The sequence below is a fragment of the Acinetobacter sp. BIGb0102 genome (genome assembly GCF_003815055.1).
GTDB classification, from domain to species: domain Bacteria; phylum Pseudomonadota; class Gammaproteobacteria; order Pseudomonadales; family Moraxellaceae; genus Acinetobacter; species Acinetobacter vivianii.
On sequence record NZ_RKQE01000010.1, the window covers coordinates 35,270 to 55,938 of the forward strand.

18 protein-coding genes are annotated in these 20,669 nt (G+C 40.9%); 14 read left to right on the plus strand and 4 right to left on the minus strand.

Translation table 11 applies throughout. The annotated features are described in order from the left end of the window. Positions 1-109 precede the first annotated feature (109 nt). The gene (locus EC846_RS02935) at positions 110-880 is read left to right on the plus strand and encodes an SDR family NAD(P)-dependent oxidoreductase (protein WP_004772629.1); all 771 of its coding nucleotides are present in this window, start codon (positions 110-112) and stop codon (positions 878-880) included. A 163-nt stretch (positions 881-1,043) separates the two neighbouring features. Continuing rightward, positions 1,044-1,610, plus strand: coding sequence for a hypothetical protein (locus EC846_RS02940; RefSeq protein ID WP_123774125.1), 567 nt, complete (start codon positions 1,044-1,046; stop codon positions 1,608-1,610). Between the two features lie 45 nt (positions 1,611-1,655). On the opposite strand, the gene EC846_RS02945 is transcribed toward EC846_RS02940, so the two are convergent. Next, positions 1,656-2,231, minus strand: coding sequence for a flavin reductase family protein (locus EC846_RS02945; protein ID WP_123774127.1), 576 nt, complete (start codon positions 2,229-2,231; stop codon positions 1,656-1,658). Positions 2,232-2,682: 451 nt separating this feature from the next. On the opposite strand from EC846_RS02945, the gene EC846_RS02950 reads away from it, so the two are divergent. Then, positions 2,683-3,699, plus strand: coding sequence for a lipase family alpha/beta hydrolase (locus EC846_RS02950; protein ID WP_123774128.1), 1,017 nt, complete (start codon positions 2,683-2,685; stop codon positions 3,697-3,699). A gap of 78 nt (positions 3,700-3,777) precedes the next feature. Beyond that, a complete protein-coding gene (locus tag EC846_RS02955) occupies positions 3,778-4,809 on the plus strand; it encodes a lipase secretion chaperone (protein WP_123774553.1) in 1,032 nt (343 codons plus the stop codon). A 202-nt stretch (positions 4,810-5,011) separates the two neighbouring features. Here EC846_RS02955 and EC846_RS18610 read toward each other — a convergent pair whose 3' ends face one another. Further along, positions 5,012-5,227, minus strand: a complete 216-nt coding sequence (locus EC846_RS18610; RefSeq protein WP_416332307.1) for a hypothetical protein — start codon at positions 5,225-5,227, stop codon at positions 5,012-5,014. A 646-nt stretch (positions 5,228-5,873) separates the two neighbouring features. Between EC846_RS18610 and EC846_RS02960 the strand changes: the two genes are divergently transcribed. The 6 genes from EC846_RS02960 to EC846_RS02985 all read left to right on the plus strand — a co-directional run bounded on the left by EC846_RS02960 (position 5,874) and on the right by EC846_RS02985 (position 9,934). After that, positions 5,874-6,602 carry a HesA/MoeB/ThiF family protein gene (locus tag EC846_RS02960; protein ID WP_227610468.1) on the plus strand — a complete coding sequence of 243 codons (729 nt, stop codon included), beginning with the start codon at positions 5,874-5,876 and terminating at the stop codon, positions 6,600-6,602. Between the two features lie 56 nt (positions 6,603-6,658). Beyond that, complete coding sequence (locus EC846_RS02965; RefSeq protein ID WP_004772617.1) at positions 6,659-7,957, plus strand: ABC1 kinase family protein; 1,299 nt, start codon at positions 6,659-6,661, stop codon at positions 7,955-7,957. A 26-nt stretch (positions 7,958-7,983) separates the two neighbouring features. Then, positions 7,984-8,364, plus strand: coding sequence for a dihydroneopterin aldolase (gene folB / locus EC846_RS02970; RefSeq protein ID WP_062846206.1), 381 nt, complete (start codon positions 7,984-7,986; stop codon positions 8,362-8,364). After that, positions 8,321-8,755: a 2-amino-4-hydroxy-6-hydroxymethyldihydropteridine diphosphokinase gene (locus tag EC846_RS02975; RefSeq protein WP_123774130.1), complete on the plus strand. Its 435-nt coding sequence runs from the start codon at positions 8,321-8,323 to the stop codon at positions 8,753-8,755. The genes folB and EC846_RS02975 overlap by 44 nt, the downstream gene beginning before the upstream one ends. A 40-nt stretch (positions 8,756-8,795) precedes the next feature. Then, complete coding sequence (locus tag EC846_RS02980) at positions 8,796-9,347, plus strand: DUF2799 domain-containing protein (RefSeq protein WP_123774132.1); 552 nt, start codon at positions 8,796-8,798, stop codon at positions 9,345-9,347. A 134-nt stretch (positions 9,348-9,481) separates the two neighbouring features. Next, positions 9,482-9,934 (plus strand): hypothetical protein, encoded by a 453-nt coding sequence (locus EC846_RS02985; protein ID WP_123774134.1) that lies wholly within the window; start codon positions 9,482-9,484, stop codon positions 9,932-9,934. A 72-nt stretch (positions 9,935-10,006) separates the two neighbouring features. Here EC846_RS02985 and coq7 read toward each other — a convergent pair whose 3' ends face one another. Together coq7 and EC846_RS02995 are read right to left on the minus strand one after the other, a co-directional pair. Continuing rightward, on the minus strand, positions 10,007-10,642 hold the full coding sequence (coq7, locus tag EC846_RS02990; protein ID WP_005258021.1) for a 2-polyprenyl-3-methyl-6-methoxy-1,4-benzoquinone monooxygenase: 636 nt from the start codon (positions 10,640-10,642) through the stop codon (positions 10,007-10,009). Between the two features lie 3 nt (positions 10,643-10,645). Next, complete coding sequence (locus tag EC846_RS02995; RefSeq protein ID WP_123774136.1) at positions 10,646-11,965, minus strand: MFS transporter; 1,320 nt, start codon at positions 11,963-11,965, stop codon at positions 10,646-10,648. 162 nt (positions 11,966-12,127) lie between these two features. Between EC846_RS02995 and EC846_RS03000 the strand changes: the two genes are divergently transcribed. The 4 genes from EC846_RS03000 (at position 12,128) to EC846_RS03015 (ending at position 20,464) form a co-directional block, all read left to right on the plus strand. Beyond that, complete coding sequence (locus EC846_RS03000) at positions 12,128-14,839, plus strand: autotransporter assembly complex protein TamA (RefSeq protein ID WP_123774138.1); 2,712 nt, start codon at positions 12,128-12,130, stop codon at positions 14,837-14,839. 48 nt (positions 14,840-14,887) lie between these two features. Then, positions 14,888-19,393: a translocation/assembly module TamB domain-containing protein gene (locus EC846_RS03005; RefSeq protein WP_123774140.1), complete on the plus strand. Its 4,506-nt coding sequence runs from the start codon at positions 14,888-14,890 to the stop codon at positions 19,391-19,393. A 136-nt stretch (positions 19,394-19,529) separates the two neighbouring features. Continuing rightward, positions 19,530-20,000 carry a DUF4124 domain-containing protein gene (locus EC846_RS03010; RefSeq protein WP_123774142.1) on the plus strand — a complete coding sequence of 157 codons (471 nt, stop codon included), beginning with the start codon at positions 19,530-19,532 and terminating at the stop codon, positions 19,998-20,000. Between the two features lie 104 nt (positions 20,001-20,104). Next, a complete protein-coding gene (locus EC846_RS03015; RefSeq protein ID WP_004772604.1) occupies positions 20,105-20,464 on the plus strand; it encodes a hypothetical protein in 360 nt (119 codons plus the stop codon). Positions 20,465-20,669: the final 205 nt, after the last annotated feature.

Genomic DNA, 20,669 nt, shown 5'->3' on the forward strand with positions numbered 1-20,669 from the left:
CTGCTCAAAAGTCGCATTAACTTTGCTACTTTTTGAAATTGTATCGGAAAAAAGTTGCCTTTAGGCTTAGTTATAAAAATTTATATCTTTAATTTGATAGGAAACGTAAATGAAAATTCAGGGAAAACATTTTGTTATTACAGGCGGTGGCTCTGGTCTAGGTGCAGCAACAGCTGAACATTTGGTTGAAAAAGGTGCTTCAGTCACTTTGGTCGACATGAATGTTGAAGCAGGACAACAACAAGCACAAGCATTGGGAGCACAGGCAGAATTTGTAAAACTGGATGTGACCGATGAAGCAGCTGCGGAACAGTTTTTTAAAGATGTACTTGCCAAACATGGCAGTGTATATGGCCTGATCAATTGTGCGGGCATCGGCCCCTCGGCAAAAGTTGTGGGCAAAGAGGGCGTACATGATTTGGCAATGTTCTCGAAAACGTTACACATCAATGTCACAGGCACATTTAATATGTTGCGCTTTGCGGCGGATGCCATGAGCAAGAATACCGTTGCGGAAGGTGATGAAGATCGAGGTGTGATCGTCAATACAGCTTCGGTTGCAGCCTTTGATGGACAAATTGGGCAAGCAGCATATTCTGCATCGAAAGGTGCCGTTGTGGCGATGACTTTGCCGATTGCACGAGAACTTGCTCGTCATGCAATACGCGTGATGACCATTGCACCGGGTATTATGGAAACCCCGATGTTAAAAGGTTTACCGCAGAACGTACAGGATGCCTTAGGGCAAATGGTGCCTTATCCTTCACGTTTGGGACGCCCAGAAGAATTTGCTCGATTAGTGGCACATATCGCGGAAAACTCATATTTAAATGGTGAAGTGATTCGTCTGGATGGTGCGATTCGTATGGCGCCAAAATAAGCTTTTAAAAAAACTGAATCAATCTACAGAACAGTTGCGAGCTTGGTGCTTGCAACTGTTTTTTTATCTTCGTTCTCAAATTTTATATTGTGTGTTGATGGGTTTGACTCTAAGGTAAGAAACAGCTTCTTGATAAGAATAACGATAGCTCAAGGATTTAGATATGAAATATAGACTGATGATTGCTGCATTATTTGGCCTGAGTCTAACGGGTTGTGTCGGTAATATGAATCCAACAGGTGGAAATTCATCACCGAATTATCCCTATTATAAAACTCGCGAAGCGCGCATCGTTAAAAAAATTCAGGTGCCCGTCGGTACAACCTTGGTTTATGAAACCCAGTTTTTAAAGGAAGGCGAGCAAGATAAAATAATGTCTGAGGATAAACTCAAAGATATTCGTTTTCCTCAAGATCAACCGATGATGTGGGGTGGCGTGCCTGTCAGCATGATTTCGAAATTTTTTAATTCAGAAATGCATGGTTTTTCTGTGTATGCCGATTTTCAACAACTTGATGCAAAGCAGCGCAGTCGATTTGCTCAATTGTGGCAGAGTTGTGATGATGATTTAGGGATTACAGTCAAAGACACCACGGACTGGTCTTTTAATAAAGCCAATATCGCCGATGTAGAAAGCTGTAGTGTCAATTATCAACGTTATTTTAAAGACAATCAGAAACAGCAGCAGTTTCTAGATACCTTGTATCGTGAAATGATGAAAGCTGAATAAATAAGGCAGGCAATGCTGAAAAATCATTGCCTAAGACCTTGCTGATTATTTGGCTTTAACTTCATCACCAATCAAATAAAAGGTTCCACCCGCAATATAGTGCAAGCTTCGCAACTCTTTTGCAGCGTCCTGAAAATGCCAATGTCCATCTCGGAATACGCGAGAGTCGGCCCATGCTGCAACCACAGATCCAATAAATAAATCGTGTGCTTGCTGGTTATGCGGCTCTGGAATCACTTTGCAAATCAACCATGCCAAACTGCCTGTGACCAGCGGGACTGGATAGGGATCCTGATAAAACAATTCCGTTTTGCAATCTGCCAGTTTGGTGGGCTGATCAAATTTACTAATCGTACCGAGTTGGTGCACCATATCAATTTGCGCATAGCAGGGCACCTGCAGTGCAAAATAACCACTTTGCTCAACCAGTTGTCGTGTCTTGGTGCTTTTGTCTAGAACAACAGTGACTTTGGCTGGCGTAAGTTCTAGTGCACAAGCCCATGCAGCGGCCATCACATCAGTGTCTTGTTCATGCTGAGCAGAGACCAGAACGGTAGGGCCATGATTTAATAGACGGTAGGCTTTGGGAAGTTCAACGGCTGTAATGTCTTGAGCACTCATACGCGATCCAGCAGGATGATAAGACTGGTTATTGTTGCATAATCTCTGGAAAAATAAGATTCAATTTTTCTGCATTTAACATGTTCACTACAGCAAAAAAGGCAGCATGATTCTGTGTTTTTTTGTGTGAAAATTCAAAGCAGATATAAAGTTCTCATATACATCGATGCTTATATTTTCATTGTGTCTCGCGTAGAACCTTTTTAAGAATGCGTAAAGTGGAAATCCATGCCATTCGCTTTGGATATGTACATTCATCGGAATTTTATCAATCAGTCGTAATTTTGGCCTGAATTGTTATGATTTTGGCGCAGTTTGCTTTAGTCTAAAAATCAAACAATATTAAAGGAGGGCGATTGGATATCCCTTTTGTATGCTAGGAATGATTCCACATACAAAATTATAGGACTAACACTTTGTAATAAAAATGAAAAATGCTCGGAGCAAAAACGTGAAAAAGAAATATTTAAATGCTATAGCGTTAATGGCAGGCATGTTTATTAGTAGTGGAACCGTTGTTCATGCAGGTTTGTTTGATTTTCTATCACCTAAAGCCTCATGGCAAAACTGTAATGTGAACGGTTGCTCAGTCGGCGGTAGTACCAATGTTACCTCCAGTTATGCAAAAACCAAGTATCCTATTCTATTGGCACACGGTATGGCTGGATTCTCAGCGGTTGGCCCATTGCAATACTGGAACGGGATTACTGAAGATCTGGTTGGAAACGGGGCCAATGTATTTGTTGCACAGCAAGCTTCTTTTAATTCATCAGAAGTACGCGGTGAACAACTACTGCTACAGGCAAAACAGGTGCTTGCAATTACAGGTGCTGAAAAAATCAATTTAATTGGCCATAGTCATGGCTCACAATCGGTTCGTTATGTAGCAAGCTTATTGCCGAATAAGATTGCTTCAGTAACAGCAGTAGGAGGTCCAACTAAAGGTTCAGATGTTGCAGATGTGGTCGATTCAGTTGTTAAATCACCTGCTGGCCCAGCACTTGCACCTATTATTGCGGCAGGCGTAAATGCCTTCTTCTCATTGGTCGGCATTGGTTCTGGTCATTACTATGATCAAGATGCAATTGCAGGATTAAACTCACTCACGACCAGCGGTTCAGCAGACTTTAATAAACGCTTCCCAGCAGGTGTACCAACCACAGCGTGTGGATCTGGTGCCGAACTGGTGAATGGTGTTCGTTATTATTCATGGAGTGGAACCAGCCCATTTACCAATGCAGCTGATCCGATGGACTATGCTTTAACAGCGACCTCTTTACTGATCTCAGGTGAAAATGACGGTTTAGTACCACGTTGTTCGAGCCATTTAGGCACGGTCATTCGTGATAATTATGCATTTAACCATTTGGATGAGGTAAATCAGGTATTAGGTCTGGTAGGGTTTTTGCAAAATCCAGTCACGCCATACCGTGCACAAGCCAATCGTTTAAAAAATCAGGGGTTATAATAAATAAGCTAAAGGGGCAGCATTTGCTCCTTTAGCTAAAACGGATTGAAAAATAAAGGATAACTAGAGCAAGGGATGATGAACGGTAAATTTTTAAATAATAAAACCATCAGTTTGTGTGTAATTATCGGTTTATTGCTGATATTGGCTTTGATTTACTGGATATTTAAGCCCGATGCACAAACGACTTCGCATCCATTGAACCAGCAGGCTCAAGCACAGTCCTCAGAGCATAATTTTGCTGGTGCAACACAAGATCATCAAAAAGGAAAATTACCTGTTCTGGCGGCTTCATTACAAGGAACCGAGATTGATTGTCCAATTCAGGTAGATGCCAACGGTAAACTTGTACTGACAGTTGGAATCCGTAGTTGTTTTGATTATTTCTTTTCAAGTCTGGGCGAGAAAACCGAAACGGAATTGATCGCTGATATTCGTCAATATCTAACAGCGACGCTACCTGATACGGCTTCAAGTTATGCGATTTATTTGTTAGATCAATATGTGGCGTACAGTCATACCCTCAAAAATTTAAAACCCAATGGTAATTTTAAAACGGGTGATATTGAAGGTTTTCAGAAAGTCCTTGATCAGATGTATAAAGTCCAGCAGCAGTTTTTTAATGCAGCTGAGATCAATGCCTTGTTTGGCAATGAACGTAAATTAAATCAGTTTAATATTGAGCAGATGCGTATCCATGCCAATAAGACTTTAACTGCACAGCAAAAAGCAGCTGAATTGGCAAAACTGATTGATCAGCTTCCTAGTACGATGTCGGATGGTGTTCGGGTTTCTATGCAATTTGCTGAGTTACAGCAATTGACGCAGGAGATCCGTGAGAAAGGTGGTTCTGCACAAGAGCTTCGTAATATGCGTGAAAGTCTGTTAGGGCCAGAAGCTGCAGATCGTCTCGAAAAGGTGGATCAGGAAGAGGCAGGCTGGCAAACACAGGTCAATGGTTATTTGGCTGAGCGCGACCAGATTTTAAAAAGTGATGCGAGTGATGCCAGTAAACAACAGTCGATTAATCAGTTGCGGAATCAATCCTTTGGAACTAAAGAGGATGTGTTAAGAGCGCAATCTTATGAAATGATGCATGATCGGAAGTAGTGTTTTTAAGTGTATTTGAATTTTAGAAAATAATGGATGATAGATAAATTTATGGCTAAGGTATTTTTGAAATCTTGTTGCCTGACCTGACCATAGCAATGATGGCCTTAATCGTTCAAAAAAATTAAGGTCATTTTTATATGGGTGAACATAATCTACCTATACGGTAGTCAACCCGACTAACGAAGCTTTCAAACAATTCTTAGACTTCTAAACTACCTATACGGTAGTCAACTTGGCCGTTTCTGAATTGATGAAGTTGCTCACCTTCTAAACTACCTATACGGTAGTCAACAAAACATATACCATGTTTTTGCCTTCCAATTCCTTCTAAACTACCTATACGGTAGTCAACACCATTGAACATGGTTTCCGTATAACCACTTGCTTCTAAACTACCTATACGGTAGTCAACCATGGTGCAAATCTCCCCAAGAACACTTTAGACTTCTAAACTACCTATACGGTAGTCAACCTCTTGCGCGCTTGGGAAAATCCAGTCAGAGACTTCTAAACTATCTATGCGATAGTCAACGCAATGGAATTATGCTACGAATATTTGAATAACTTCTAAACTATCTATGCGATAGTCAACCATTAGAACCAGGTGTATATCCGTTACCAGCTCTTCTAAACTATCTATGCGATAGTCAACCTAAGGGAATTTTAGCTTAGCTTTTTTTGTAACTTCTAAACTATCTATGCGATAGTCAACAATCAATACAGGCTTGGCGTCAGAAACAACTTCTTCTAAACTACCTATACGGTAGTCAACTATAAAATATAATAGATAACTTACGTTAAAACATAAAGTTATAATTAAAAAAGGATAAATACCTAAAGTTTTTAGTCGATATTATAAGTTTTTGATTTTATTCAGCTATTAAAGTTCGATCGAATTGTTGGGGTAAAAACAAAGCTTGGTCGAAAGAAAATGCGTTTAGATAAAATTTATTACTTTCCTCAAGTCTTGCATCGACTTAGAATCAGCACTATCTTGAAGATAAAGAAGTAGCCACGTGTCAGACCATTTTGAAAACGAATTTGAGCTTAGTAATGAGGAAATGCATCTCTATAGTCGTCAGATTTTATTAGATGGTTGGGATATTGAAGCACAAGAAAAACTAAAACTTGCCAATGTACTGATTATCGGCGCAGGTGGAATCGGCTGTACCAGTGCCGAGCTGCTGGCTCGTGCTGGAGTGGGAAAAATTACTATTGTCGATGCCGACACCATTGAGATGAGTAATCTACAACGCCAAATTGCATTTACCTCAAATGATTTAGGCCGATACAAAGCCGAAATATTGGCAAAACATCTACAAGCCATTAATCCACATATACAAGTCCGCTATCAAAATATACGTTTCGATGAAACGAATGCTGATGACTTCGTACAGCATCAGGATGTAGTGTTAGATGGTTGTGATAATTTTACCACGCGCTATCTGGTGAATCGTGTCTGTAAAACACACCAAGTGCCACTGATCAGTGCTTCAGCGATTGGTTTTGAAGGGCAGATGTTTATGGTTGAGTCAGATTCAGCTTGTTATGAATGCCTATTTCCTAAAGAAGAGCATGCCAATGAAGGCTTGCGCTGTGCTGAGTCTGGTGTATTGGCAACTACACCTGTAATGATAGCGTCATTACAAGCACATCACACTTTGCTGTTTTTAGGGTTAGGTTTGACGCCACTTAAGCAAAAACTGTTGCTCTGGAATGGCTTAAACCTGTCGCAACGCATTCTTAAATTTGAAAAAGATGTAAATTGTCCAGTTTGTCAGGCAACTTGATCGGTAAAATGAGCAAAATTTGCTAAACTAATGCCATCTGTGAGGCAAGAAAGATTATGAAAAGAAATATTTTATTCGATGGATTACGCTCTGTTGCACGTATTGGTGAAACAGTGGTGGTTGCAGCACAAGCAGGTGTGAAATATGCAACTGAAAAACCAAGCAATGCCAAGCTCATGCGTGAGACCTTTGAGTCGCTTGGTTCGACTTATATTAAGTTGGGCCAGTTTATTGCCAGTACGCCGTCTTTATTCCCGCGAGAATATGTTCAGGAATTTCAGGGCTGTCTAGATCAAACGCCAACTTTACCTTTTAGCTATATTCAAAAGGTCTTGGCTGAAGAATTTGAGGGTCGAAATCTCAATGAAATTTTTAGTTTTATTGATGAAAAACCATTGGCTTCTGCTTCGATTGCGCAAGTGCATCCAGCAAGATTGGTAACAGGTGAAGATGTCGTTTTAAAAGTTCAGAAACCTGGCGTTGAAACGATTCTTTATACCGATTTGAATGTGGTGCATTGGGCAACCAAGTTACTCGAAAAAGCAGTGCCTAAAATCAAATTTGCTTCACTGTCTGAAATTGTAGATGAAATTAAGACACGCATGGTACGTGAAGTTGATTTTATCGAAGAAGCACAAAATCTGGATGACTTTATCCAGTATCTGAATATCTCAGGCAATCAGGCTGCGACAGCACCAAAGGTGTATCACCAGTTTTCAACCCGCCGTGTACTAACCATGCAGCGTTTATATGGTGTGCCATTGACGGACTTTGACGTAGTCAAACAATATGCTAAAGACCCAACCCAAGTTCTGATTACGGCTATGAATACTTGGTTTGGTAGCTTGATGTTATGTAAGAGTTTCCATGCAGACTTACATGCAGGCAACTTGATGTTGCTTGAAGATGGTCGTATTGGCTTTATCGATTTTGGTATTGTCGGTCAGTTAAAACCAGAAGTCTGGACAGCATGTATGGCATTTATGGATGCGTTGCAGCACACCAACTACGTTGCGATGGCTGAGAATATGCTCAAGATGGGCATGACGCATCAAAAAATTGATACGCAAGTATTGGCCGATGATCTCGAACGTTTGTTTAGTGGTGTATTGCTGGCAGATCCACAAGAAATTCTAAGTTCGAATCCAGCAGACCTGAATGATATCATGATGGATATGGTGGCTGTGGGCGAACGTCATGGCATCAAATTCCCGCGTGACTTTGCGTTATTATTCAAGCAAATGTTATATTTTGATCGTTTCATGCGTGTTCTTGCGCCATATACCGATATTTATGCTGACCAACGTCTGAAAATGGTTCACAATATTGAACCTGCTTCTTTTTTAAAGCATTAATTTATTTATCGGTTCAATAGGTCATTATGGATGCCATTATTATTGAAGGGTTAAAAGTTGATACTGTGATCGGCTGTTTCAACTGGGAACGCCAGATTATTCAACCTTTAATGCTAGATCTCACCATTCATAATGATCTTAGTCAGGCTGCAAACTCGGATGAGCTGGAAGATACGCTCAACTATGCTCAAATCTGTGAGCTTGCAGCACAAGTGATTCAAACAGCAAAACCAAAACTGATTGAGCATGCTGCTCATTTGGTTCTTGAGTGTCTATTTACGACTTTTCCTTCTATTGAGTCGATCACGATCACGATTCGTAAACCCGCAATTATTGCTCAAGCTAATGCAGTAGGAATTCGCCTTGAACGCAACAGAAACAATTTTTGCGCTCGCACTGGCGAGTAATCTCCAGCAGCAACAAAATTTCACTTTTGCTTATGAGCAAATTGCTCAACTCGGTAGAGTGGTGTTTTCTCCGATTTATGAAATTCCATGTCGAGATGGGATCGGGGCTGATTACTGGAACTCGGCCTGTCTATTAACAAGTCAACTGAGTATTGATGAAATTACTGAACTGTTAAAAAGGCTGGAACAACAATCAGGGCGTACTCGTCCTTCGCATCAGATCACGCTGGATATTGATGTGATTGCTTGGGGACATACCTTAGAAAATATGCAGTTTAATCCTAAAAAATTACCTTTAGCGTTGGATGTGAAAATTCCTCTATTTGATTTATGGCAACATGCTGATCTAAGCTATGATCAAAAGGCGAACTATCCTGTCATTACAATGTAATGTATTTGAATGTAATCGCATAATAATTAGGAACATTTTCATGAAAAATATTTTAATTTTATCGACTTTGATGGTTTTACTTTCTGGTTGTGCAGCTATGAGTGTTGAGCAATGTAAAACTGCCAACTGGTTAAGCGTGGGTGAAAAAGATGGTTCGGCTGGGCATGAATCACGTTTAGATAAGTATTATTCATCTTGCCAGAAAGCCAATGTTGTCCCTAATCAGAGTCTCTATGAAAAAGGCTATCAACAAGGTCTAGGCTATTATTGTCAGCCTGAAAATATTTTCAGTGAAGCGTTAGAAGGCCGCGGGGATTTCCGAGTTTGTCCTGTTGAAAAACGCCAATCATTACGACCTTATTATCAGGCTGCCAACGAATATTATCAGGCCGATTCGGAGTTCAGCCGTTCACAGAATGAGATGAATCGGTATTTAAAAGAGCTGGAACGTACCGATCTTTCTTCTAAAGTTCGGGATGATTATAAGAAGCGTTTATATGATCTACGGATCAATAGCAGCAGCGTACAATCGCGTTATCATGACGCCGTACGAAATATGGAACGTTTCAAAGTAGAACATGGTCTAAATTAAGTTGAAAATATGGTTTTAAACAGCCTGTGATTTCGGTCACAGGCTGTTTGCTTTTGGGATTAAACATTTAAATTACAGACCCATGCCGAGATCAATGTTTAAATATTTAACTGATCAATCGCAAGGGATGCATCATGCAAATCAAATTTATTACTGTCGGACTGATGGCATGTGTTGTCATGAACTCTGCTTATGCCATTGATGCCAAATATAGAGAACAGCTCGAACGTTCAGGCTGTACGCAACTGAGTGAAGCGCAAGGTTGTGATATTAATAAAACAGCAGAAGAAAATATGAAGGTTGGATTTACAGCGCCAGATGCAGTTGCGGCGCCTGAGAATGGTGTCAATCAACCACAATGGATTGCTGAAAGATCAGATGGAACAACCTTGGCAACCATTCGAATTGACCAGCAACAGCGTGTCTGGGTGAATGATACCAGAGTAGCCGCAACTCAAAAAAATGGTCAGTTTGAGTTTAGACAAGGCAAAATTAACTATACGATTTTTACGGATCTGGAAAAGCAACCACAAAGTTTCTGGTCTGACCGTTATTCGACAGATAAAGGGAAAATTGTATTTCGCTGATCTTTTATAAGAGTTTTATGAAAAATTGAGCAGAAAAAAGGGAATTATGAAGTCATAATTCCCTAGACGAGTTTATAAATAATAACTAGTTTTTGTCATTAATTTTGAAATTGCGGTCATGGTAATGCGTACAGGCACGGGTAAATCAACTCCACCTGCATTCAATGCGGTATCACGATGATGCAATTCGTCTTCATTCATCTGTTCAAGAATTTTACGTGAACGATCATCATGCGCTGGCAATTGCTGGAGATGTTCTTGTAAATGCTGGCTCACCTGACGTTCAGTTTCAGCGACAAAACCTAAGCTGTATTTGTCGCCTGCAATGCCTGCAATCGCACCCATGCCATAAGACAATCCATACCAGATTGGATTCAATACACTGGTATGGCTATCCAGTTCTTTTAAACGATCTTCACACCACGCCAAATGATCTTGTTCTTCGATCGCAGCATGCTGCATTTCTTCACGAACGTGTGGCAGCTTTGCCGTCAATGCCTGTCCATGATAAAGCGCTTGAGCACACACTTCACCACTGTGGTTAACGCGCATTAAGCCTGCAACATGGCGTGCATCACTGACACAGAGTTGTGAAGGTTCATCACTGGCTGGATTTGAGCGTTGAGCACTGGTTGCTCCAGGTACCAGACTACGTAAAGCCTGATCAAAAGAATTAATAAGTTTATCGAGACCTGTGTATTGACGCATATATTAATCCTCTAAAGTATTGGGCGCATTTTCCAATAATGGTTTGAGTCGTTTTAATAACCAGAATGAGAAAATTGCACTTAAAACAGCAGTAATGGTGAATAAGATTTTAATATCAATTTTTAAAATGCTTAAGATTAAAATTGAAAAAACTGCCGAAGAGACCATAAATACAGCATTTAAGATATTGTTTGCTGCAACAACACGCGCCCGGTGTGAGCGTGGTGAGTAGGCCTGCATCATGGCATAAAGAGGCACGATATAAAAACCGCCGCTAATCCCGAGTAACGTAACGGCAAGCATAACGTGATAATAGACGGCACCTTGCGTAAACATATCTTTTAACGTGAGCAGGTCACCAGTACGTTCAGGTACAAATGTCAGACTTGCTGCAAGATACAACGCAAAAACAGTTAAGCCAATCGCACCATAGGGCACCATTTTGATATTGATTTCGGTACCGCCGATTTTTCTGCAAAGTAAAGAACCAACACCAATACCAACCGAGAAGAAGGTCAGAAGCAGACTCACCACATTTTCAGAAGCATGTAAGTTTTGCTGTGTGAGTTGTGGAATCTGGGTCAGGTAGGTTGCACCATAAAACCAGTACCAAGAATTGCCTAGCAAAATTACAAATACGATGGGGATGCTTTTGGCATATTTAATAGTTTGAAAACTGGTACGCAAAAAATTCCAGTCAATTTTAAGATCTGGTGCAGCGACTTTTTGTGGCAGAATAAAACGACTACACAAATAGCCTAAGCAAGCAATAGTCACCACAGTTACACTGATCCAGAGCAGATTACCTTCAGAAGAAGCAATTACCGCACCACCAAGAATCATCCCCAGTAAAATCGCAATCGATGTACCTGACTGGAATAAGGCATTACCAGACATCAGCTCTTGTGGCTTTAAAATTTCAGGCAGAATTGCATATTTGATCGGCCCGAAACAGGTGGAATGTGTTCCCATTAAAAATAGGGCAAATAAAAGCAGCCAAAGATTGCCTAGCAAAAAACCTGCTGTACCAATCAACATGATGACAATTTCTAATATTTTAATGAAGCGAATAAGCTGTGAGCGTTCGTATTTATCTGCAATTTGCCCAGCTGTAGCTGAAAAGAAGAAGTAAGGAAGAATAAACAGTAACGCCGCTAAATTATTTAAAGTACTGACGGGCGCGCTTTGTTGTTGAATCCAACCATAAGTGATGACTAACAGAAGCGCTTGTTTATAAACATTATCATTCAGTGCTCCAAAAAATTGCGTGAAAAACATCGGGGCAAACCGACGTGATGTCATTAAGCGCTCATCTTGTTTCATCGTGTGTTCACTTCATTGTGATTTATAAAAAAATGTGACGAACTGTAAAAATGTGATGAAATGCATGTATGATATCACTGTCTGATTGGATGAAAAATCAAAGATTTGAAGTTGTTTCAGCCATCAAAAATGATAAATTAAAAAATAAGTTTAGAGTTCTACATGCCATCTAAATCGAAGTTTAAACAGTCAACACTGGTTCATTCTATGCATTTAATTTTTAAAATGCAGGGTTTTCCTAAACTTATTTGTAGTGGTTTTTTAATTACTTCTTGTATATCAATTACTTATGCGCAAGATCAAATTTTAAACCCGACTGAAAATCAGACAGCAGATCAGGCCGAACAACAGGCCAATGCGGCAACTGCTTTGATGAAGCAGCAACAAGCGCTTTTAAATGATCAAGAAAATTCGTTGTCTGTGCAGGACAGTTTGACGGCTTTAAAGCAGCAAGAACAGTCTGCAAATCAGATTGATGAGTTAAAACCGATTCAGTTGGATGATAATTTAGAGAATTTGCCGGTGATTCCTGTGGATCAATCGATGGCAAATGAAATCTTTCGTGTCGCAGAAGACGCAAAGAATGAAGCAAAGAACTATCGCGAAAATACCGCTAAAACCCCTGAAGTCTCGGTAAGTGATGTTTCTCAATCTGAATTGACTGAAATTAAAAGTGCGCCTGTCAATATTGATCAGTTGATGCGTGATATCCAGACTGACAGCAAGATTGTGGTAGAAGCCAATGAGGCGGGACGAACCTTACCTGAATTTCAGACGCAAACAGAGCAGACTGCTGAAAAAGAAGGTTTCTTTAAAAGAATCTGGCATCGCTTGCGTCCAGAGAATCTGCTGAATACAGATAAAGTGCCTCGTATTACGGCTGATGTTACGGGCGCACCGCCAATTCTGGCTGCAAATATCAAGGCCAAGTTATCCAGCTTTACTCAGGAATCTTTTGAAGAGTTTAATGTTGCTTTGCCGCAATTACGTGCTTTGACCAATCAGGCAGCACAAGCAGTGGGTTATTACAATGCCACTTATACTTTTGTGAAAGAAAGCGAGAGTAAAGTTAAGGTTGTTGTGGTGCCGAATGAACCCGTCAAAATTAAAGAACAAAATATTGAATTTACGGGTGCGGGTGCAAACATTCCTCAATTCCAGGTGATTCGTTTGATTCCAGAGCAGGATGAAGGCGATATTTTTAACCATGGAAAATATGAAGAGACAAAAAACAAAATCACGACTGTTGCGACAGATAATGGTTATTTTGATGCGTTCTGGCGCTTGCACGATGTGAAGATCAGCCAGCCTGAGAAAACCGCAGACATTAACCTGAAATATGAAACAGGTGATCGTTACAAACTGAAGAAAGTAGAATATCGGATGAGTGATCCGAGCAAGCCATTACCTTTAACGCAGAAAGTGCTGGATAGTCTGGCGCCCTGGAATGAAGATGATGACTATGCGTTTTGGCGTGTCAATGCTCTTGCAAATAACTTAACCAATACCCGTTATTTTAACTATACGCTGGTGGATACGATCAAGCCGGATGCCATTCAGCCGCCACTTGAGTTACCGCCAGATTTGCAAGCTTTGGTCGATCAGCAACGTATTCAACAATCACAGTTGTTAAATAGTCAGCAAAAGGCTGATCTTGCACGAGCAAAAATTACCTCGGCGGAAGAAGTCACTCAGGATGTTGTGGATGAGTCGCAATTCTCAGGCGGTGAACAGGCACAGGCTTATTCTTTAGCCCGTTCAATGCCAATGCCAACGCATGATGAAGATGATGAAACGCGTCAAAAACAAGAAGAGCAAGCACGTATCGATCAGAAAATTCCTGTGGTCGTCACTCTGAATGCTGACCGTTTAAATAGTTTAGAGACAGGTATTGGTTATGGCACGGATACTGGGGCGCGTATTCGTAGCCAGTACCGCCGAGCGATTGTCAATAAATATGGCCATTCTTTTGATGCTAACGTCGAGGTTTCTGAAATCCGTCAGTCGATTGATGGTCGTTACAGCATTCCTTATAAACATCCGTTAAATGATTATTTCAACCTTGTGGGTGGTTACGAGCGTGAAACGCGTGATGATATCGGTCCAGATGTTAACTTGCTGACCGAGTCTGCGGTCGTGGGTGGTGAGCGTGTCATCAAAAATCCACTCGGCGACTGGCAACATACTTTTGGCTTGCGTTATCGTTTAGACCGTTTAACTCAAAAAGGCGATGTTGATATTGATGAATTACCTGATGCATTTAAAGTATCTGGTATTGATTCGGAACAAGAATCCTTGCTTCTCGGATATGAAGCTTCTAAAACCAATAGCAATACCCGTTTGAATCCAACCAAAGGGTTTAAACAAACATATAAAGTTGAACTGGGTACAGAATCATTATTGTCCGATGCCAATATGGCGATTGTAAGTGCAGGCTGGCGCTTTATTTATTCACTAGGTGAAAATGACAATCACCAGTTTGTTGGTCGTGGCGATGCAAGCTATATTTTTACCGATGATTTTAATAAAGTGCCTTATAACTTACGTTTCTTTACTGGTGGTGATCAGTCTTTACGTGGTTTTGACTATAAGAGCTTATCTCCAGAAGAAAATGGCTATAAGTTGGGTGGACAAGCTTTAGGGGTTGGTTCATTAGAATATAATTACCAATTTAAAGATGGCTGGCGTGCGGCCATATTCTCGGATTTTGGTAATGCTTACGACAAACAGTTTAGCAATCCAACAGAATATAGTGTGGGTGTCGGTATTCGCTGGAGATCACCAATTGGACCGATTCGTCTCGATATTGCCTCTGGTATTTCGAATGAGAATAATCCGATCCGATTGCATTTCTTTATTGGTCCACAACTTTAAAACTTTTTTATAACCCTTCTATAAAGGGAAAACAATTTCAGGTTGATTATGACGGAAGTAGAACAGCAACTGACACCTCCAGCTGGACCAAGAAAAAATCGGCACATTGTTCGAAATATTGTGCTGATCGTGCTGATCATTCTTTTATTATTGGTCAGCTCTTTAGTTGTAATGATGTCTACGGATAAAGGTAGCCGTTTTCTATTAGATCGCGTGCTGCAAAGCCAGAAAATTATTAAATATGAATATGAAGGCGGTAATCTGCTATCGGGCATTATCCTGAAAAATATTCTGGTGCAATTACAGGCCGTTGATGTTTCTTTAGATCGTGCCGATGTCTCCTTAGGCTGGAGAGCGATTCTAAGTAAAGAAGTACATTTGAGTCATGCCGATGTTCGTAATCTGAAAATTATTAATAAAAAACCACCATCAGATGAACCGTTTGGATTTGATCCGATCAAGCTGCCATTTGTCTTGCGTATCAATGAAGCCAGTCTGGATCATCTGGAAATCCAGACCGCAACCTCAAAGGTTGATTTTAATGATGTTTATTTAAAAGATGCGTTGTGGTCTGAGACCAAGCTGGAATTTGAAGACTCGCGTATGGATATGGGCTATTTAGCCGTCCAGAATGCTTCAGGTCAGATGGATTTTAGTGGTAAATATTCTTTAAATGCCAACGCTGATTTAATTATTCCGTCGTTAAAAAGTCTGGATATTGAAACGATTAAGGTTGCAGCGCGTGGTTCTTTAGATACTTTGAGAGTAGGCGTTGCAACAACCACACCTGATTTGCTCACAGGTCGGGCAACGCTTCATCCTGTGCGTGAACATGTGCCCATGCAAGGTGAGTTATATTTAAAAAATTATCATTTGCCTTTACTAAAAGACCAGAAACTCTTTGCTAAAGATGGCGTGGTCAGATTTAACGGTGATATACAAAAACTGGCCTTAAATCTCGATACGGATTTAAAAGGTGAGCAAATTCCTGAAGGGAAATATACCGCACTGATGGATACTGATTTGACCCATCAGTTAAATATCCGTGATTTTAATGGTCAGTTAATGAAAGGTGCTGTCAGCCTGAATGGTATGGTCAACTGGCATGAGCATGTCTCTTGGGATGTTAAAGGTCGTCTTGATCATCTGGATCCTGAAAACACCACAGTACCGCAGATCGCACAAGACTTTTTACCACCAAAACTTGATGCAAATATTAGCTCTGCTGGTTCATTGGAAAAAGGTTTGGCGCTGACTGCTCAAGTGGCATTTGATAAATATGAGACGTGGGCACTCAAACTTGATCAGGCTGAAGAAAAAAATAATAAAGCTCAGCCTATGCTGCTGGATATTTCATGGAAAGGTATTGATCGTGCCATGCCTTATATTGGCTGGTTGAGTAGTGAGGAAGGTCATACCAATGTGGCACTCAAAGAGGGACAACAGGATATTTATGTTGCAACCACTGTGCGCCCGCATGAACAGGCTTTACTACCAACAGGTAAATATGAAGCGCGACTCGATTTAAAAGACAATCTGTTAAATGTCGAAAATTTCCGATATCAAGCTGAGAAAGGCAGTTTGTCTGGTCTGGCAAAAGTTAAATTGCCAACTGAAAAGCAGCAGTTGTCATGGCAAGCTCAGCTTAAAGCTCAAGATTTCAATCCGCAAACTGTTGCTGCGGCAGCACCTGTCAATTTGTTAAATGGTGATATTAAAGCAAGTGGTTTTGCCAAGCCAAATCAGCAAGTGATTCAGCTTGAACAAATTGATCTGAAAGGCCAGCTTGCCCAAGCCAATCAACAGGAAACCATTGCTTTAAAAGGAAAAAGTACAGCAGCTTTAATTTTCCATGACGAAAAAGCGGGTGGCGGATTCAAAAGCTTTGCTGTGGACTATAACGGCTCTTTAAATGCCTTGAATCAGGGTGATGGTCTATTAAAAATCAATGTCGCAGGAACACCGGATTACATCAAGATTAATGAACTTAAGCATGATGGCGTTGCAGGTAAGGTCTTTGCGACGGGTGCCGTGAATCTTAAAGATAAGCTCGGTTGGGATATCGATGCTTCGCTGGTACGTTTTAAACCACAATATTTTGTTTCCAGTGTCAAAGGTGAAGTGTCGGGGCATGTTAAAACACAAGGTGTCTGGTCAGATAAACTGAAACGGATTGATATTCGTCAGCTCAATGCAGCAGGCTTCTTGAACAATAAACCGATTCGTGGCCGTGGTAATCTCAGCTTATTGCTTGATTCAAATCAGGAAGGTTTTTTACCGCAGCAATTTGAGGCCAATGACCTATTCCTTGCCTATGCACAGAACCAGTTGCAAGCCTCAGGCAATGCACAAAGCTTAAGAATCAAACTGAATGCACCTGCGTTGTACGAGTTATATCCTGGTTTGCGTGGGCGTGCGTATGGCAGCTTAAACGTTCAGTCACAACCGCGATTAAGAGCAACGGCAAACATGGCGGTCGATGACTTTGGATTTAATGATCTGGTCAGTATCAAGTCATTACGTGTACAAGGTGAACTACCGACATCTGAGACTACACCAACACAATTAACTGCGACGTTGACTCAGCTCCGCAATGGTAATCGTGAAATCCAGAATGCCACTGTCAATCTGGCAGGAACACGTAAAGCACATGTCTTGAAAGTAGAGAGTAAAAATCGTCAATCTAATTTTTATGTGCAACTGGCAGGTGGCTTTAATCCAAATAATGACTGGTTAGGACTGGTGCAGAAAGGTAACTTTACTTCACGTAATATCAGCCTAGTGCAAAACCAGAATGCACCGATTATCTATACCGCTGCGAAACAGGAACTCTATGTTGGACAGCATTGCTGGCAGAGTGCCAATAGTCAGTTATGTCTGGATCAGCCTGCACGCATCAGTAAGGCAAGAGGTAACTTCTCACTGATTACCAAGAATCTGGACTTAAAAGACTTTACTGCATTTATGCCAGAAGGTCTGGCGGTGACAGGTCAGCTCAATGGTTATGCTAAAGCCTCTTGGGCAAATGGCAGTCATCCAAAACTGGATGCTCGTTTAGTGACACGTAAAGGTGAAATCGGTCTGGCAGCAGATGATCCGCAAGATCCAGCCACAACTGTGACCTACGATGAATTGAGCCTGATTGCTAAAAGTATCAGTGAGGGAATGTTATTCCGTGTGGATATGAAGACCCCTGATATCGGGACGGGCTATGCCAATGTCATTATTGATCCATTCCAGAATAATATGCCAATGCGGGGCGAAGTGGCCTTTGATGATGTGCAGTTAAAAGTCTTCAAGCCGTTTATAAAAGATGTACGTTCATTGGCTGGCACATTGTCACTGGCTGGAAAAGTAAATGGGACCTTAACGCAGCCACAGATTACCGGTGAAATGCGTTTAAAAAATGGCGCAATCAGTATGATTTCGCTGCCAGTCAATTTAAGCAATATCCAGCTTTATTCATCTATTCGCCAAGACTATGCCACGATTGATGGGGCATTCAACAGCGGACAAGGTGTAGGGCGCTTAAAAGGGAACTTTGACTGGAAGAATGATCCACATTTAAATCTGACATTAAAAGGCGATAACCTACTGATTCGTCAGGCGCCAATGATTACGGCAATTGTAGAACCTGACCTGACGCTGGATGTTTATCCATTTAATCAGCGTCTCAGCTTAAAAGGTAAGATTGATGTTCCTCGTGCGCGTATTTCGATGCCAGAAAGCTCTGCTACAGTTGTGAATCTGTCACCAGATGTACGTGTTGTACAGCAAGGCCAAGATTTACTTGCGACTTTAAAAGCAGCTAAACCGTGGGATATTCGTGCTGATATGACCGTGACACTGGGTAATCAGGTCATCTTCCAGGGCTTCGAAAGTACCATTCCACTGGTCGGACGTTTGCATTTATCTCAACGTGGTCTGGAAACAGCAATGCGTGCCAATGGTGCAATTGGTGTGAGTCAGAAAGTGAAGATTGAAGCGTATGGTCAAAGTCTTGACCTGAACCGTGCGATTGCGCGTTTTAACGGGCCGCTGGCGAACCCAACATTGGATATTGATGCCAATAAACCGGTTCAGGGCAGTATGGTCGGTGTACGGGTAACAGGTACAGCAACCGTGCCGAATATTCAGGTTTATAACGATGCTGGCTTATCTGAACAAGAAGCACTCAATGCCTTACTGACGGGGCGTATTAATGAAGGTAACAGTGGTTTAAGTAATACCGAAGGCTTTAAATCTGATGTCAATAACACCATTGCTGCCGCGGGAATCAGTATGGGCTTAGGTGGTACACGTGCCTTGACCAATCAAATTGGTAGAACCTTTGGTCTAAGTGGTTTGGCACTCGATGCACAAGGGACTGGTGACGATACGCAGGTGAGCCTGACAGGCTATATCACGCCAGATCTGTTCATTCGTTACGGTATTGGGGTATTTACACCAGTGAACAAGTTAACCTTGCGTTATCAAATGAACCGCCGTTTATATCTGGAGGCAAGTCAGTCTTTAGAACGAGCCATCGATATTTTCTACAACTGGCGTTTCTAGCAATACCAATCAAAACCTGTTTTACGAAAGTAAAGCAGGTTTTTTTATTTTAGTTTATTTTGTAATTAGAACGTTGTAAGATAACGATAAGGTGTTGAAAAATATTAATATTTATGAAAATTTTGGGAGAAGTTGAATGAAATCTGTCACTTTAAGTCAGCTTTTGGCAATGCTGAGCTTAGGCGTATTCAGTTTTGGCTTTCAGATTCATGCAAAAGAATACTATAAGTGGGTGGATGCAAAAGGTGTGACGACCTATTCAGCGACACCACAACCCGTTCAGAGACATGAGCCTCAATTAGATTCTGCAAAAAAGACTACAGACTCTACGATGAAAAATCCTTCCATTCCAGCATCGGGACAGAATGTTGCGGTCAACTCCAAGACAACAGCATCTATTCAAACTAAGCCTATAGCTGCCACGACTGAAGGAAATAACACCCTTAAAGCATCATCGGAGATGCTTTTTTCAATCAAAAGCTGTAACGGTGTGCGTTGCTGGGACATGAAAGGACAGTCTTATCATCTAGTCGCAGGAACAACTTATCTTTCTGCAAAGGGTGGCAAGTGTCAAAAGATCGCCAATCAGATGCATTGTAATAAATGATTTGTATGTTTTTATTACGGAAAGCAAGGTTTTAGCCGCTTCCTTTTTGCAAAACAAACAAGTTTGAGTATGATGGTGGGCATCAAATTAGCCGCAGTATGAAGATGAAAAAAGTTTTGTTGATTGCAATAGGTTTAGTTTTGGCTGGTTGTGCTGAGAAAAAGCCGTTAACTCCCGAAGAACAATGGCATGGTTACTGTGTCAGTGTAGGGAATGCTGCGCGCTCAATCACTTTAGATCGTCAAAATGGAATTGACCAAAAGCAGGCAACGGAACATGCGGGTAAAATTGAAGATGAAATGACACGTAAGTTTATCTTTAATATTTTGGATACGGTTTATGCAATTCCAGTCGATGAACTGAAAAAAGATCCAGAAGCATTACGTGAAAATTTAAAGAAAAAATTTATGGAAGAATGCTTGGCTACACCACATGACAAGCTACCGAACTATAAACTTTTTTAATGTGTTCATAAAAAAGACAACATCGTTTGTCTTTTTTTATAGATGTAATTTATTGTTTTATTAGACTTTAACCTTAGACCAAAGCGGTATTTAAAAGAGGGGATCATTTCGCTATAAAATAATGGACATCACGTAGAAATACGGTAGTTGCATTAACATTTGACGCGAAGTCTAGTAAAATTTTGCTGTCCACATTGCTTGTAAA

Coding starts and splice junctions, on each gene's coding strand:
- EC846_RS02935 (WP_004772629.1), top strand. CDS start 110: ATGAAAATTCAGGGAAAACATTTTGTTATTACAGGCGGTGGCTCTGGT.
- EC846_RS02940 (WP_123774125.1), top strand. CDS start 1,044: ATGAAATATAGACTGATGATTGCTGCATTATTTGGCCTGAGTCTAACG.
- EC846_RS02945 (WP_123774127.1), bottom strand. CDS start 2,231: ATGAGTGCTCAAGACATTACAGCCGTTGAACTTCCCAAAGCCTACCGT.
- EC846_RS02955 (WP_123774553.1), top strand. CDS start 3,778: ATGAACGGTAAATTTTTAAATAATAAAACCATCAGTTTGTGTGTAATT.
- EC846_RS18610 (WP_416332307.1), bottom strand. CDS start 5,227: ATGGTTGACTACCGTATAGGTAGTTTAGAAGCAAGTGGTTATACGGAA.
- EC846_RS02960 (WP_227610468.1), top strand. CDS start 5,874: ATGCATCTCTATAGTCGTCAGATTTTATTAGATGGTTGGGATATTGAA.
- EC846_RS02965 (WP_004772617.1), top strand. CDS start 6,659: ATGAAAAGAAATATTTTATTCGATGGATTACGCTCTGTTGCACGTATT.
- folB (WP_062846206.1), top strand. CDS start 7,984: ATGGATGCCATTATTATTGAAGGGTTAAAAGTTGATACTGTGATCGGC.
- EC846_RS02980 (WP_123774132.1), top strand. CDS start 8,796: ATGAAAAATATTTTAATTTTATCGACTTTGATGGTTTTACTTTCTGGT.
- EC846_RS02985 (WP_123774134.1), top strand. CDS start 9,482: ATGCAAATCAAATTTATTACTGTCGGACTGATGGCATGTGTTGTCATG.
- coq7 (WP_005258021.1), bottom strand. CDS start 10,642: ATGCGTCAATACACAGGTCTCGATAAACTTATTAATTCTTTTGATCAG.
- EC846_RS02995 (WP_123774136.1), bottom strand. CDS start 11,965: ATGAAACAAGATGAGCGCTTAATGACATCACGTCGGTTTGCCCCGATG.
- EC846_RS03000 (WP_123774138.1), top strand. CDS start 12,128: ATGCCATCTAAATCGAAGTTTAAACAGTCAACACTGGTTCATTCTATG.
- EC846_RS03005 (WP_123774140.1), top strand. CDS start 14,888: ATGACGGAAGTAGAACAGCAACTGACACCTCCAGCTGGACCAAGAAAA.
- EC846_RS03010 (WP_123774142.1), top strand. CDS start 19,530: ATGAAATCTGTCACTTTAAGTCAGCTTTTGGCAATGCTGAGCTTAGGC.
- EC846_RS03015 (WP_004772604.1), top strand. CDS start 20,105: ATGAAAAAAGTTTTGTTGATTGCAATAGGTTTAGTTTTGGCTGGTTGT.